The following is a 14,706-nucleotide window of genomic DNA, read 5'->3' as shown; positions in this document are numbered from 1 at the left end:
GAGGCTGCGGGTGGCGGTCGGTGCGGCGATACGGGGGCCGATGCTGCTGGGGGTGGCGGCGGCGGCCTGCTTCGCCTCCACCTTTGTGCTCAACCGCTGGATGAGCGTGGCCGGCGGGTCGTGGCTGTGGAGCGCCTGCCTGCGGTTTCTGCTCATGGTGGCGCCGATGACGGCGCTGGTGTGGGTGCGCGGCGGGCTGCCGGGGGTGGCGGCGAGCCTGCGGGCCCGCCCGGGGGTCTGGCTGCTCTGGTCGACGGTGGGGTTCGGCCTCTTCTACGCACCGGTGACCTGGGCCGGCGACGCGGGCGCGGGCTGGCTGGTCGCCTCCACCTGGCAGCTGACCATCGTGGCGGGCATCGTGATCGGCGCGCTGGGCGGCGGCGGGCTGCCGCGCCGTACGCTCGCCGCCTCGCTGCTGATCGTGGCGGGGGTGGCCCTCGCCCAGGTGCAGCACGCCGAGGGGACCGGGTGGCGCACCGCGCTGCGGGTGGTGCTGCCGGTGCTGGTGGCGGCGGTCGCCTATCCGCTGGGCAACCGGCGGCTGCTGGGTCTGGACGGGCTGGACGGTGCGCAGCGGACCTTGGCGATGACGGTGGGCTCGCTGCCGCTCTGGCTGGCCATGGCGGCGGTGGCGGGGGCGACGGCCGGGCCGCCGCCCATGTCGCAGCTGCTGCGCTGTCTGGCCGTGGCGCTGCTGTCGGGGGTGGTGGCGACCACGCTCTTCTTCCGCGCCACCGACCGGGTGCGGGGGGACTCCGCCGCGCTGGGGGCCGTGGAGGCCACCCAGGCGGCGGAGGTCCCGTTCACGCTGCTCGGCGAGGCGCTGCTGGTGGGCGTGGCCGCGCCGGATGGGGCGGGCTGGGCGGGGCTCGGCCTGGTGGTCACCGGGCTCTGCTTCCATGCGCTGCGCCCGCCCCGCCACGCGGCCGGATGACCAGGCCGTCCGCCGCTTGCCCCGCGTTATCCCTCGACCTCGGTGGTGCCCAGGCGGGCGTACACCTCGGGCCGCCGGGCGCGCAGCCGCAGGGCGATGGCGACACCGGCCAGGAAGACCACTGGCACGATCGCGACCAGCGCCCAGTTGACGCCCGGACCGGCCCCGGTGAAGAGGTCCATCCGCCAGCAGACCAGCGCGGTCGCGCCGCAGAGCAGCACGGTGGCGGCCAGCGGGGCGACCACGGTGCGCAGCGGCCCGGCCGAGGTCTCCCCGGTGTGGCGGGCGAAGAAGGCGTACACGGCGAAGGCGGCCAGTGCCTGGAGCAGCAGGATGCCGACCACGCCGGGCGAGTTCACCCAGAGGAAGAACTGGTTGTACGGGTCGGCCCCGATCGCGGCGGCGACCAGGACGGCCACGGCGGCGAGGACGGACTGCACCGCGCCGCCGATCCACGGGGAGCGGTGGCGGGGGTGGATGCGGCCGAGGGCGGCGGGGGCCACCTGCTCGCGGGCGAGGGTGTAGCCGTAGCGGGTGATGGTGTTGTGGAAGGCCAGCAGGGCGGCGAGCAGGCTGGTGACGATCAGCACCCGTTGCACATCGGTGGCCCAGCCGCCGACGTAGCGGGTCATCGCGGTGAAGAACATCCCGGACGGGTCGGCGGTGGCGGCCTTCACCGCCTCCTCGTCGCCGAACGCCTGCACGATGGCCCAGGTGATGAAGGTGTAGAAGAGGCCGAGGAAGGCGATGGCCGCATAGGTGGCGCGGGGCACGGTGCGGCCGGGGTCGCGGGCCTCCTCGCGGTAGATGGCGGTCGCCTCGAAGCCGATGAAGGCGGCGAAGGAGAGGCCGAGGACGCCGCCCATACCGCCCTGGAAGACATGGGACGGGGCGAACGAGGAGAAGCCCAGCCCATGTGCGCCGCCCTTGGCCAGCACGGCGACGGCGAGCACCGCCAGGATGCCGGTCTCGGCGATCAGCAGCGCGCCGAGCACCTTGGCGCCGAGGTTGATCGAGCGGTAGCCGAGGAACCAGACGGCGGCGACGCCGATGAGTGCCCACACCGGCCAGGGCAGGTCCAGGCCGAACAGGTCGTCCATGGTGACCTTGGCGAAGTAGCCGAAGGCGCCGAACATGCCGATCTGGATGGCGTTGTACGAGAAGACCGCCAGCAGGGCGGCGCCCAGCCCGGCGGGCCTGCCGAGGCCCCGGGTGACATAGGCGTAGAACGCCCCGGCGTTTCTGATGTGGGCGGTCATCGCGGTGAAGCCGAGGGCGAAGACCGCCAGCACCACGCCGGTGGCGAGGTAGGCGGCGGGCGCTCCGACGCCGCCGAAGGAGATGGCGAAGGGCGCCACACCGGCCATCACGGTCAGCGGGGCGGCGGCGGCCACCACGAAGAAGACGATGTCTCCGACGCCGAGGACGCCGCGCTCCAGCCGGGCACCGCCGGGCTCTCCGGCGGCGGCGCGGTCGGGTGCACCTGCGGCCGGAGGGGCGGTGGAGTCGGGGGAGGACAGGCTCATGGGTCTCCCTTGGAGGGTACGGGACAGGATTCAGCAGCCGGGCGCGGCGGCGGCCGGGCCGTGGGTGCGGACACCGCCCAGCCAGGTGCCGAGCACCGGGGTCCCGGGCAGCTCCAGCGGGGGCACCCGGTACGGGTCGGCGGCGAGGTGGACCAGGTCGGCGCGCATGCCGGGGCGCAGCACGCCCCACTGGTCGTCCTCGAACGCCTGGTGGGCGACGCCCGCCGAGTAGGCGGCGAGGGCGTCGGCGAGGCCGATCCGCTCCTCGGGGACCCAGCCGTCGGCGGGCAGCCCGTCGGGGGTCTGCCGGGTGACGGCGGTGGCGAGGCCGGCCAGCGGCGGGTAGGGGGTGACCGGCCAGTCGCTGCCGAAGGATACCCGGGCGCCGCTGCGGAGCAGTGCGGCGATCTGGTACTGGCGGCTGCCGCGCAGGTCGCCGATCCGGGGCAGGGTGAGCTCGGTCATCAGCGGGTCGGTCTGCGCCCAGAGCGGCTCGAAGTTGGCGATGACGCCGAGTTCGGCGAAGCGCGGCAGGTCGGCCGGGTCGACCAGTTGGACATGGGCGATCACCGGCCGCCGGTCGCGCGGGCCGTTGCGGCGGGCGGCGGCCTCCAGGGCGTCCAGGGCGAGGCGGACGCCCCGGTCGCCGATGGCGTGGATGTGCGGCCGGAAGCCGAGCGCGTCCACGGCGGTGACGGCGTCGGCGAGGTCGGCGCCGGTCCAGTTGGCGGCGCCGTGCGAGTGCGGGCAGTCGGTGTAGGGCTCAAGCAGCGCGGCGGTGCCGGACTCGATGACGCCGTCGGCGAAGAACTTCACGCTGCGGGCGGTGAGCCGGCCCGCGCCGTCGGCCTCGATCCGGTCCCGGTCCTCGGCCAGCGCGGGCAGCCGGTCGCGCCAGCCGTCGGGGCCGAGCAGCAGGGCGAGGTCGGCCCGGACCCGGAGCAGTCCCTGCCGGGCGGCGGTGGTCCAGGCCGCCACCTGGCCGGACTCCACCCAGGCGTCCTGTACCCAGGTGAGTCCGGCGGCGGCGAGCAGGCTGGTGACCTCGGCGAGGGCGGCCAGTTGCCGGTCCAGGTCCGGTGCGGGCACCAGGGCCAGCAGCGGGTCGAGGGCGCCGAACTCGCGCAGGGTGCCCAGCGGCGTGCCGTCGGCGCGGCGGACGATCTCGCCGTGCGCCGGGTCGGGGGTGTCGGCGGTGTAGTCGGCGCGGCGCAGGGCCTCGCTGTTGGCCCAGCCGGTGTGGTGGTCCATGGTGCGCAGCAGCACGGGCCGGTCGGGTACGACCGCGTCCAGCAGGCGCGCGTCGAAGAGTCCGCCCTCGGCCAGCCAGGGGTCGAAGGCGTCGCCGCGGATCCACTCGGCCTCGGGGTGCTCGGCCGCCCAGCGCCGCACGGCCTCCACGACCTGGTCCAGGGTGGTGCAGTCGCGTACGGGGACGCCGCTCAGACCGAGGCCGCCCATCAGCGGGTGGATGTGGCCGTCGCCCCAGGAGGGCAGCAGGGCGCCGCCGGCCAGGTCGACGACCTCGGTGCCGGTATCGCGCTGGGCGAGCGCGTCCGCGCCGAGGGCGGTGATCCGGCCGGCGGCGACGGCGAGGGCGTCGGTGAGGGGGTTGCCGGGGTCTCCGGTGTGGATCGGACCCCCGGTGAAGAGCGTGTCGGCCCGCATGGACGGTCGACCTCCTGCTGCTACTGGCTGCTACTGAATCGGATTCGGTTAAGTTAGGCGGACGGCCGCAGGATGCGGAAGAGTTTTATTGAAAGACATTCGGTTACTTTTCCATAACGGGGCGAAGGGGGCAGACGTGGCAAGGCCGAGGACACCGCTGCTGGACCGGCAGCGGATCGTGGAGGCCGCGATGCGGCTGGTGGACGACTCGGGGGACCTCACCATCCCGGCGCTGGCCGGCACCCTGCGGGTCAGCCCCTCCGCGCTGTACCACCATGTGGCGGGCCGGGCGGAGATCGTCGCCATGATGCGGCAGGAGCTGGTACGGCAGATCGGCGACGAGCACGTCTGGGACCTGCCCTGGGACCAGGCCCTCGCCGCCTGGGCGCACGCCTACCGCGACGCCTTCGCCGCACACCCCGGCATCGTCCGGCTGCTGGCCACCGCCCCGCTCTCCGAACCGTTCATGCACGCCATCTACGAGCGGGCCGTGGCCGTCCTGGAGCAGGCGGGCTTCGCGCCGGACCAGGTGATGGGCGTCATCACCGCGCTGGAGAGCTTCCTGCTGGGGTCGGCGCTCGACCTGGCCGCCCCGCCGGTCATGGTCGACGCCGTCACCACCGAGACCACCCCCCGGCTGGCCGCCGCCCTGGCCGCGGTGCCCGCCGACCGGGGGCGGGCCGACCAGGCGTTCGAGATCGGCCTGCGGGCGATGATCGCGGGCTACCGGGAGCTGCTGGGCGGCTGAGGCCCCGGGTGGCGGCGGACCGGGAGTGCGGGTCCGCCGCCGGTCAATATGGGTGCCGCGCCCCATGGCGGCTCCCCTGGGCACCGACGAGGCTGGGGGAGACCGCGGGCGGTGACACTGACGGGCGCCGGTACTCCCGCACGAGCGGGCGTCCCTGACGAGGGGTCAGGAAGGCGCGTCCCGCCCGCGGTCGGCATCGCGACGGAGGTGTCATGGCCCGCTTCGACGAAGGCCCCCTGGACGACCTGGAACGGGAGTGGGAGCGCGAGGATCCGCGCTTCGCGCACGGTCTGGCGACCGGCCGCCCCCGCCGCCCCCGCGAGTACCGGCACGGCAGGACCTGGCTGCTGCTGGGCGCGGCGCTCGCCCTGCTGGCCGTGGGGCTCGCCCTGGAGCACGCCCTGCCGCTGTCGGGCGGTGTCATCCTCTCCGGGCTCGCCATGCGCCTGTACGACCGCAGACGCGACCCGGCCCCCGCACCGACCCGGCGCGGCAGCGCCGACCACATCCCCGCCCGCAACCCCGACCGGCGCGGGCCCGCATGGCGGGGCGGCGGGCCGGATGGCGGCGCGAGCAGCAGCAGCAGCGCCGACGGCGACCGGGACGGCGACCTCGACGGCAACGGGGCCGGCTGCCCACGACACTGACCCCACGCGACAGCGCCGACCACCCCGGGCCACCCCACCTCAACGGCCCCGCACGACGAAGCCGACCACACCCCGGACTACCCGACCCCCCGACTCCGACCCCCACGCGGTGGGATGCGGTCGAGCGCGAGGATTTGGCTGCCTGCCTGCACCGGCCCACCGCCCAACGGCTCCATGCGCAACCCGGAACCGGGCACCCCCGACGGCGACGGCTTCCCGTGCGGGGCTCGCGGCGGCTCAGTGCGGGATGGCGTCGATCACTTCCCGGGCGCCCTGGCGCAGCAGGGCCACCGCCACGGAGGTGCCGAGGGTGGCGGAGTCCAGCGGACCGGCCCACTCATGGGCGTCCAGCACCGTCTTGCCGTCCGGGCTGAAGACCCGGGCCCGCAGCGAGAGGCGGCCGTCGCGCTCGGCCCGGGCCAGCCCCGCGATGGGCGAGTTGCAGTGGCCTTGCAGGACGTGCAGCAGCATCCGCTCCGCCGTGGTCTCCCGCCAGGCGTCGGGGTCGCCGAGGCCGGAGACCAGGTCGATGGTGGCGGTGTCCGCCTCCCGGCACTGGAGGGCGAGCACGCCCGCGCCGACCGGCGGGCACATCGTCTCCACCGGCAGGATCTCGCTGATCCGGTCCTCCCGGCCGATCCGCCGCAGCCCGGCGACCGCCAGCAGCAGCGCATCGGCCTCCCCCGCGTCCAGCTTCTCCAGGCGGCGGTTGGCGTTGCCCCGGATCGGCACGCAGTCCAGCTGCGGATGGGAGACCGCGAGCTGGGCGATCCGCCGCACCGACGAGGTACCGACCCGGGTGCCCGCCGGCAGCTCGTCCAGGGTCAGTCCGCCCGGGTGCACCAGCGCGTCGCGTACGTCGTCGCGCCGCAGGAAGGCGGCGAAGACCGTACCGGCGGGGAGCGGCCGGTCGGCGGGGATGTCCTTGACGCAGTGCACCGCCAGGTCGGCCTCACCCGCCAGCAGCGCCGCGTCGACCTCCTTGGTGAAGGCGCCCTTGCCGCCGAGCGCCGCGAGGTCGCCCGTCCAGCGGTCGCCGGAGGTGGTGACCGGCACCACCTCGGTACGGATCCCGGGGTGCCGGGCGGCCAGCTCGGAGCGGACCCGCTCCACCTGGGCCAGCGCCATCGGGGAGGAGCGGGAGACGATGCGGATCAGCTCGGCGGAGGGCATGCGCCACACCCTAGAGCGGTCGGCCCGCGCCATGCGGGCGGCGCGCGGCTACTCCTCGTCGGGGACGACGTGGACCGCGGCCTCCTCGGCGGAGGCCGCCGCGCCGTCGATGCCGACGTCGCTGGCGAACAGCTCCGAGTCGGTGTCGGGGTGGGCGCCCTCGTCCTGGGCGACCAGCCGGCCGGCGCGCAGGTCGCCGACCTCCTCGTCCAGCAGCTCACCGTCGGTGCCGACGGTGTCGCCGAGGCCGTCCCCGTTGGGGGCCGCCACCTCGGGGACCTCGCGGGCGAGCCGCCGGTCCAGGGTCTCGCCGCTGCGCTGCTCCTCGGCGGTGGTGCCCCACTCGTCCACGGCGAGGGGGCGCTCCGGCGGTGAGTAGCCCTCGTCCAGGACCTGCCCGACGCCCCGGTTCATCAGGGTGTCCTCGGGTTCCAGGGGACCCGCGTCCTCGACCACGTCGTCGCCCTGCGGCTGGTAGACCTCGTCGCCCATCGTGTTCTCACTCACAGCTGCACCTCGTTCACGCACCTGGCGTCGATCCGCACGGACAGCCCACTTCGATCATGTCCCCGCTCGGCGGCTGGGGCAAGGCGACCGGTCCGGAGCAAGGCGGCCGGTGCGCCCGCCGTCGGCCCCGGGCCCGCGCAACCACCACGGGCCGGTGCCGGAAGCCGACCGGACGGACCGGCCGGTCGACTCACTGACGGTGCATCAGGCGGCGTGGACCGCCGGGCGGGCCCAGCAGCAACGGCCTGTCTCGGTCAGCCCGATGGTCTGCACCTGGCGCTGCGGATCCTGCACCACCGGACCGAGCGTGATCAGCCCGGCTTCCAGCAGGGCGTCGCAGACGGGAGCCGACAGGGCGTGGTAGCAGTTGCCGGTGCGGGTCACCGGATCCCACGGCTGCCAGGAGACAAAGCGGCGGCAGGCCGCCCGCCCGGCGGTGACCACCAGGTGGACCGGCCGCTGCGGATCGGCGACCACGGCCAGCACCTCCTCGGTGCCGGCGGGCAGGGTGGGAACGGGGCGGACCCGGTGGCGGGTCTGGCCGGCGTGCAGGAGGTTCATGGCGTGGCGGACTCCCGAATCGGTCGGTGGCGGATGGATGCCGTTCACAGGACTCTTGCCCACTCCCGTACTGCTCGCACACGCATTCCGGTCACAAGATCGCGACAGTCGAAGGTTCGCACGAGCCACTGACATCCGCCCGCCACCGACCGATCCCCGGCGGGTCCCCGGCCGATCCCCGGCCGATCCCCGGCTGCTATCGGGTGGAGCCGAAGTCCTGCGTCCAGTAGTCGCCCGGCTGTGCCAGACCGACACCGATCTCCTTGAAGGAGCAGTCCAGGATGTTCCGCTTGTGGCCGGGGCTGGACATCCAGCCGGCCATCACGCTCTCGGGGGTGTTGTAGCCATAGGCGATGTTCTCGCCGTACGAGGACCAGCTGTACCCGGCCCGGGTGATCCGGTCGCCCGGGGAGGAGCCGTCGGAACCGGTGTGGGACATGGACCGGTGGTCGGCCATGTCCTTGCTGTGCGCCTGGGCGGCGGCGGTGAGCTTGGCGTTCACGGTCAGCGCGCCGCAGCCGGCCTTCTGCCGCTCGGCGTTGACCAGGGCGACCACCCGCGCGGCGGGCTCGGAGGAGGCCGTACCCGTGGGAGCGGGAGTGGGCGTGGGAGCGGGGGTCGGCGCGCTGGACGGCGGGGCCGTGGGCCGGGGGCTCGGCCGGCCCTTGCCCCAGCCGGCCGGGGAGTGGTCCTGCCACCGGCCGTGCCAGGGATGGCCGCCACCCCAGCTGTCGGACGCGACCGCGACCGTGGGAGTGCCCACCGCCACCGCTGTGACGACGGCGATGACTATCTTGCGGCGAAGGGTGCTCCGGCGATGCTTCGTCATGGGTGACCTCATTCGATGTCCGGTCCGGTGTTCGGCCCTCGGGCCCGGCCATTGTGTGAACGGCCCTGACCAGCGGCAAAGGCGCCGGATACTACGCCGCTCCGTAGCCGGGAAAGGGTCTTGCGGCGGGCGCGCGGGCATGCAGACCGCACCCGGCGGAGGCCCGGCGGGCACCCGAACGGACGTCAGGAACCCGCCCCGGCCGGAGGTGCGCGGGTCCGCCACGGACCACCGGGACCGGCGAGAGCGGGGGCGCTCACCGGATGTCCGATTCGCACGGGAACGCTGATGAATGTCACCTTCCGTCGTCCACTACGGCGCTTCGTTGCCGGACGCCCTCCAGTGACGCACGTCACATGGGTGCGGGCAGGGTGGCGCCCGCTGCCACCCAACCGCGTCCGGCCGAGCGCGGCGCAGCGCGCCCCCCGGCGGTCAGGGCGCCGGTCCCGGTTTGGAGGCCGCTCCCCCGGTACGTAGAGTTCCGCCGGAAGCCGCTGGTACAGACGAGCCCGGTGGTCCAGACGAGTGAGGGAAGCGGCAGCGGGGATGACAGCGAGCGAGGACGTCCGGAGCGCGGCGGCGCCGCAGCAGGAGCCTGCGGGCATCGACCCGGAGCGCATGGCGATCTGCCTCGGCGTGCTGGCGGAGCTGGAGCACCTGCCGCTGGACCATCCGGACGCGGTCGCCGTGCGCCAGGCCACCGCCGGCATCTACCGGGAGGTGAAGCAGCGCCGCCGGCAGGAGCGCCGCGCCTCCAAGACCGCCCATGACCGGGCGGTGACCGAGGCCACCGCCACCGGCGCGGCGGGCCGGATCGACGACGAGACGCAGGGCCTGCCGCTCACCACCAGCACCAGCGGCGAGGTCGCCGGGGTGCTGCGGCGGCCCCGCTCCTGCTACATCTGCAAGAGCCGGTACACCGAGGTCGACGCCTTCTACCACCAGCTCTGCCGGACCTGCGCCGCCGAGAACCGCAGCCGCCGCGACGCGCGGACCGACCTGACCGGGCGCCGGGCGCTGCTCACCGGCGGCCGCGCCAAGATCGGGATGTACATCGCGCTGCGGCTGCTGCGCGACGGCGCCCACACCACCATCACCACCCGCTTCCCCAACGACGCGGTGCGCCGCTTCACGGCGATGCCCGACAGCGCGGAGTGGCTGCACCGGCTGCGGATCGTCGGCATCGACCTGCGCGACCCCGCGCAGGTGATCGCGCTGGCCGACTCGGTGAGCGCCCAGGGCCCGCTGGACATCCTGATCAACAACGCGGCGCAGACCGTGCGCCGCTCCCCGCAGGCGTACGAGGAACTGATCGCGGCCGAGTCCGCGCCGCTGCCGGCCGGTGAGCTGCCGGAGTCGCTGGTGATCGGCCGCTTCGGTGCCGGCAACCACCCGGCGCTGCCCGGTCCGCGCCGCCCGGGGCAGGGCACGCTGACCCCGCAGGCGATCACCGCGCTGGCGCTGACCAGCGGGTCCGCCTCGCCCGCCCGGATCGAGGCGGGCACCGCCGTGGACGCGGGCGGCCTGGTGCCGGACCTGGACCCGGTGAACAGCTGGAGCCAGCGGGTGCACGAGGTGGACCCGCTGGAGCTGCTGGAGGTCCAGCTCTGCAATGTCACCGCGCCGTTTGTGCTGGTCAGCCGGTTGCGTCCGGCGATGGCGGCGTCACCGGCGCGGCGCAAGTACGTGGTGAACGTCTCCGCCATGGAGGGCCAGTTCAGCCGGGGCTACAAGGGCCCGGGGCACCCGCACACCAATATGGCCAAGGCCGCGCTGAACATGCTCACCCGCACCAGCGCCCAGGAGATGCTCACCGACGGCATCCTGATGACCAGCGTGGACACCGGCTGGATCACCGACGAGCGCCCGCACCCGGACAAGATGCGGCTCGCCGACGCGGGCTTCCACGCCCCCCTCGACCTGGTGGACGGGGCGGCCCGGGTCTATGACCCGATCGTCCGGGGCGAGCAGGGCGAGGACCTCCACGGCTGCTTCCTGAAGGACTACGCGCCCTCCCCCTGGTGACCTTCGGGGGCCCCGGCTGCAGGCGGCGGCCGGGGTCAGTCCGCGCCGGCGGCCGGGGTCAGTCCGCGCCGGCGGCCGACGCCACCTGCCCGGGGGTGAGGTGCATGCCCAGATAGCGCAGGTCGTGCCGGACGGCGGGCGGCATCACCGCCTCCTCCGGCGCCGTCCCGGCGAGGTAGTCCCGCAGCGCGATGTCGCCGCCACGGGCCATGGTGTAGGGCGGCACCGAGTGGCGGGTGAGGATCAGCGGGGACGACGGCGCGGTGCTGCGCTGCGTCCCGAAGAGGATGCGCACCTCGTGGAAGTGGCGCTCCTGGAGCCCGCCCACGTCGATCCGGACCGCGCCGGGCGGCGCGGTGCGCCCGTGCTCCGCCTCCAGGGCGACGCCGTCGCGGTCGTGCAGCAGCACATGGGCCGCGGCGTAGCGGAGCGTCTGGTCCTCGCTCTGGCTGCCGCCCCGGCCGGCCAGCAGCCGCAGCACCTCGGCCCGGTTCTCCGCGTCCAACCGGCCCGCCAGGTCGGCGAGGTCGGCGGCGGCGTCCGCCCGGCGGTCGGTGAGGATGCCGAAACCATCCTTCACGCCGAGCAGGGGGAGCAGCCGCGCCAGGGTCCGGCCCAGCAGCCGCAGTTCGTCGGCCACCTCGTCCTCGGGCAGCTGGTTGACGCCGGAGCCGATGTGGCCCATCAGGACGATCTCCAGATGCGGAGTGCGCTGGGTGATGCGCTGGATGCGCTGGGCCATGTGGACTGCGGGGATCACATAGCTGAGCGCGCGGAGCGGCAGCCTGCGGGTGGCGCCGTAGACCACCCGGAGGGCGATCGGCCGCTCGGCGCCACGGCCGGCCGCCGAGAGCAGTTGCGGCAGCACCCCCGGGGGCAGGCCCCGGATGTAGCCGGTCCGCCGCGCCTCCGGGCCGACCAGGGCCTCCAGCAGCCGGGGGCGGAACTGGTTGGCGGCGCCTTCCAGCTCGCCCGGCGCGGCGGGGCGGAAGCGGCTCAGCGCCTGCTGGACCTCGGCGGCGGGCGGCGGCGCCGCCGTGCCGTCGCGTACCACGGGGACCTGGCGCAGCACACCGGCCAGCAGGTTCTGCTGGCGGCGGCCGAGTTCGAAGGGGGGGTGGGGGCGGAGGGCGGCGTCGCCGTGCACGGTGATGCCGGGGAGGGGGGCGGCGACCGTGGCGGTCAGCCGGTGGATCTCCTCGGTGGCCGTGCGGCCGAACGTCCCGCCCCCCGCGTCCGCCATGGCCGTTGTGCAGGCCGGTGAGGCGGAGGGCGGTTCGCTGGACAAAGGGTTGACGCTCCGTCAAGTACGGGGTGACAGGGAGCCGGAAATATCACCGACGAGGATTGTTGCACACCGCATCCGGGTAATCTGCTGCTCCCATCGGGCGGCGCGAAGGGGGTCGCGGGGCGTGGCCACATATGCCGTCAGCTATGTCGAGGGCGACAGCGAAGCCTGGGTGGCGCAATTCCTGGCCGATCTCCAGCGGGAACTCGACCGTCTGGCCCCTGGCATATTCACCCGGCTGGGTGATGCCCCGAATGGACGGGACGGACGGACCGCAGGGGACGCCGACGAGGACGGGCTGCACGGCGCGCGGACCGCAGATGTGCTGCTGGCCCTCTGCTCCCCCGGGTACTTCGGCGACCCCCGGGTGGGCCGGGAGTGGGCCGTCGCCGTCCAGCGCCGCACCCTGGGCCGGGCCAGGACCGGGGTCGCCCCGCAGACGGTGCTGCCGGTCCGCTGGGAGCCGCTGCCGCAGCGGCTGCCCTCCGCAGCGGCGGAGGCCGACCCGCTCTCCGCCCGCGATCTGCCCGCCGCCTACCGGCAGGACGGCTTGGCGCAGCTGACCATGCAGGCGCCGCGGCTGCGCACCGCGTACGGCGAGGTGGTCGCCGCCGTCGCCGGGCAGCTGCTCACCGCCGCGACCGGCCCGGTGGCGCCCCCGCTGCCGCCGGACCACACCGCCGCCGGACTGCCGGACGTCTTCGCCGCCGACGACGCCGCCTTCACCCGGCGGTTCCGCGCCCATCTGCGGGATGCGCTGACCCTGTCCGACGGCGGTCCGCCGGTGGATGTGCCCCGGCGCGCGGCACCGGTCGGCGCGGGGAGCGGCGCGGCGCTGCTGCGGGAGCAACTGCCCGACCTGGGACGGCGGATCGTCCTGCTCGGGCCGCGCGGCAGCGGGCGGCGCCGGGAGCTCGGCTGGCTCGCCCGGGCGGTCCTGGAGGAGGAGCCGGGCTGCGGCCCGTGGGGCTGCGAGGTGGTGCTGCCGCCGGTCGTACGGCCGGGCGGGATGCCCGCCGTGGTGGACCTGGTGCAGGCGGTGGCCCCTCGGCTGCGCGCCCTGGAGCCGGCCGGCTGGGCGGCGCGTCAACTGCGGTCCGGGCGGGCCCTGATGGCCCTGGGCGGCCTGGAGGCGATCCCGGCGCGGGACCGGGGGGCCGTCTGGGAGTGGCTGCTGCGGCTGCTGGAGGAGTACCCCCGGACACCGTGCGTCGTCGCCTCGGACGGCGTCCGGCTGCCCTGGCACCGCCTGGACGGCTCCTATGCGCTGGTGCGGCTGGAGCCCTGGACCGCCGAGGAGAGCCGGGCCTTCCTGGGGCTGGCCGCCCGCTCCGCGCCGGGCGACCGCGACGGCCACGACCGCGCCGCGCGCGGGCTGGCCGCGCTGCTGGAACACGATCCGGTGCTGCGCGACCTGATGGCCTGGCCGGCCTCCGCCACCGGGATCTGGTCGGCGGCGCGCACCGCCGACCCCGGCCCGCCCGACCGGCAGCGGCTGCTGGACGCGGCGGTGTCGGCGGCCTGGCTGCCGGACGGCGGCCCGGCCGAGACAGCCGAGAGCGCCGGGCCCCGGCCGTCCGGGCAGGCGGCGGAGAGCGCACTGCGGGCCGCCGTAGGCCGCCTGGCCGTCGTGGCAGCGCGGGCCGACCGGACCTCGCTGCCCTGGGAGGCGGTCGCCGGGGCGGCGGACCGACGACCGACCGGGGAGCAGAGCTGGGATCTGCTGGAGGAGCTGGCGGAGCACCCCGGAGTGATGTACCAGCCGGAACCGAGCCGGTTGGCCTTCGCCCACGCGGCTCTGCGGGACTGCCTGGCCGCAGCCGAGTTGGCCCGACGGGGGGCGGCGGAGGCGGTCGACGCGGCCGTGGCGCAGCAGACCGGCGGCGGCTCTCCCGAACTCGCCCTGCTGGTGGTGGGGATGCTGCCGCCCGGCGACCGCGACGCCTTCCTGACCGGGCTGCTGGACCACCATGGCGCCGGAACCGGCGGCCGGGCGCTGCTGCTCACCACGGCGGCCGCCGCCGCCATGGCCGGGTGCGGCGAGGCGGTGGCCGACCGGCTGCGGGCCGCACTGCGCGGGCTCGGCCCGCTGGAGTCCGCCGATCTGCCCCTGGTGGCCCGGGGCGGCTCCGGCATGCGCGACCTGCTGCCGCCGGGCGGCGCTGCCGCACTGCCGCCCGCCGCCGGTACGGGCACCGGCGGCGGGGCAGCCCCGCCGGTACGGGCGGCCGCCGGTGCGGTCCGGCCGGTGCGGCGCCTCCCGGCCCGGCCGGTGCCCGCACTGCGGCACCCCGGCCCGCGTGAGGTGCGCTCCCGGGGCGACCTGGAGGGGCTCACCGGGCTGGGGCACTCGGGCGAGGTCCACTGGCTCGGCCCGATCGGGGACCCGGGCCCGCTGCTGGGCTCCGTCCGGGGCCTGCGCTCGCTGCTGATCGACGGCGACCCGGGGCTGACCGCCCTGCCCGACCTGTCCGGCTGCCGTACGCTGCGCACCCTCACCGTGCGCGGCTGCCCGGAGTTGCGGGACCTGACCGCGCTGGCCGCCTCCGAGGTGGTCTTCGCCGAGCTGGAACCCGGCACGCCGCACCTCGACCTCGATCCGCTGCGCCGGGCGCCATGGCTGCGCCGAGTGGATCTGGTGAGGGATCGGGGTGCCCCGGTGTCCGTGTGGTACCTCGGACGGGTGGAGGTACGGGTGCATGCCCGAGGCGGGGTTGTCGACCGGCCCGTGCCGGTGTGAGCATCGCTGCGGACGGCGGCCCCGGGGACGCGGGGCCCGGATGGACCGAAGGGGAGCGGG

The 14,706-nt window shown here is 75.3% G+C and carries 12 protein-coding genes; 5 read left to right on the top strand and 7 right to left on the bottom strand.

The window, feature by feature from the left end; genetic code table 11:
• The first annotated feature begins 10 nt into the window (after window positions 1–10).
• Window positions 11–934: a multidrug resistance efflux transporter family protein gene (locus tag C7M71_RS26460; RefSeq protein WP_229758922.1), complete on the top strand. Its 924-nt coding sequence runs from the start codon at window positions 11–13 to the stop codon at window positions 932–934.
• 26 nt (window positions 935–960) lie between these two features.
• Here the strand turns inward: C7M71_RS26460 and C7M71_RS26455 are convergent, their stop codons facing one another.
• Both C7M71_RS26455 and C7M71_RS26450 read right to left on the bottom strand, forming a co-directional pair.
• On the bottom strand, window positions 961–2,460 hold the full coding sequence (locus tag C7M71_RS26455) for an APC family permease (protein ID WP_111491675.1): 1,500 nt from the start codon (window positions 2,458–2,460) through the stop codon (window positions 961–963).
• Between the two features lie 30 nt (window positions 2,461–2,490).
• The gene (locus C7M71_RS26450; protein ID WP_111491673.1) at window positions 2,491–4,128 is read right to left on the bottom strand and encodes an amidohydrolase; all 1,638 of its coding nucleotides are present in this window, start codon (window positions 4,126–4,128) and stop codon (window positions 2,491–2,493) included.
• A gap of 136 nt (window positions 4,129–4,264) precedes the next feature.
• On the opposite strand from C7M71_RS26450, the gene C7M71_RS26445 reads away from it, so the two are divergent.
• Entirely contained in the window at window positions 4,265–4,876 is a 612-nt protein-coding gene (locus C7M71_RS26445) for a TetR/AcrR family transcriptional regulator (RefSeq protein WP_111491671.1), read from the top strand.
• A gap of 212 nt (window positions 4,877–5,088) precedes the next feature.
• Window positions 5,089–5,523 carry a DUF3040 domain-containing protein gene (locus C7M71_RS26440; protein ID WP_111491669.1) on the top strand — a complete coding sequence of 145 codons (435 nt, stop codon included), beginning with the start codon at window positions 5,089–5,091 and terminating at the stop codon, window positions 5,521–5,523.
• A 237-nt stretch (window positions 5,524–5,760) separates the two neighbouring features.
• On the opposite strand, the gene hemC is transcribed toward C7M71_RS26440, so the two are convergent.
• The 4 genes from hemC to C7M71_RS26420 all read right to left on the bottom strand — a co-directional run bounded on the left by hemC (window position 5,761) and on the right by C7M71_RS26420 (window position 8,593).
• Entirely contained in the window at window positions 5,761–6,696 is a 936-nt protein-coding gene (gene hemC / locus C7M71_RS26435; RefSeq protein ID WP_111491668.1) for a hydroxymethylbilane synthase, read from the bottom strand.
• A 48-nt stretch (window positions 6,697–6,744) separates the two neighbouring features.
• Window positions 6,745–7,188 carry a DUF5709 domain-containing protein gene (locus tag C7M71_RS26430; RefSeq protein WP_111491666.1) on the bottom strand — a complete coding sequence of 148 codons (444 nt, stop codon included), beginning with the start codon at window positions 7,186–7,188 and terminating at the stop codon, window positions 6,745–6,747.
• A 219-nt stretch (window positions 7,189–7,407) separates the two neighbouring features.
• Window positions 7,408–7,764 (bottom strand): hypothetical protein, encoded by a 357-nt coding sequence (locus tag C7M71_RS26425; RefSeq protein WP_111491664.1) that lies wholly within the window; start codon window positions 7,762–7,764, stop codon window positions 7,408–7,410.
• Window positions 7,765–7,960: 196 nt separating this feature from the next.
• The gene (locus C7M71_RS26420; protein ID WP_111491662.1) at window positions 7,961–8,593 is read right to left on the bottom strand and encodes a CAP domain-containing protein; all 633 of its coding nucleotides are present in this window, start codon (window positions 8,591–8,593) and stop codon (window positions 7,961–7,963) included.
• A 546-nt stretch (window positions 8,594–9,139) separates the two neighbouring features.
• Here C7M71_RS26420 and C7M71_RS26415 point away from each other — a divergent pair.
• Complete coding sequence (locus C7M71_RS26415; protein ID WP_111491660.1) at window positions 9,140–10,618, top strand: SDR family oxidoreductase; 1,479 nt, start codon at window positions 9,140–9,142, stop codon at window positions 10,616–10,618.
• 58 nt (window positions 10,619–10,676) lie between these two features.
• On the opposite strand, the gene C7M71_RS26410 is transcribed toward C7M71_RS26415, so the two are convergent.
• A complete protein-coding gene (locus C7M71_RS26410) occupies window positions 10,677–11,861 on the bottom strand; it encodes a hypothetical protein (RefSeq protein WP_111491658.1) in 1,185 nt (394 codons plus the stop codon).
• 169 nt (window positions 11,862–12,030) lie between these two features.
• Between C7M71_RS26410 and C7M71_RS26405 the strand changes: the two genes are divergently transcribed.
• On the top strand, window positions 12,031–14,646 hold the full coding sequence (locus tag C7M71_RS26405; RefSeq protein WP_114914591.1) for a hypothetical protein: 2,616 nt from the start codon (window positions 12,031–12,033) through the stop codon (window positions 14,644–14,646).
• Window positions 14,647–14,706: the final 60 nt, after the last annotated feature.

This window comes from Peterkaempfera bronchialis (assembly GCF_003258605.2).
GTDB lineage: Bacteria > Actinomycetota > Actinomycetes > Streptomycetales > Streptomycetaceae > Peterkaempfera > Peterkaempfera bronchialis.
Note: the sequence above shows the minus strand (reverse complement) of the source record. Positions and strands in the feature narration are given on the sequence as shown.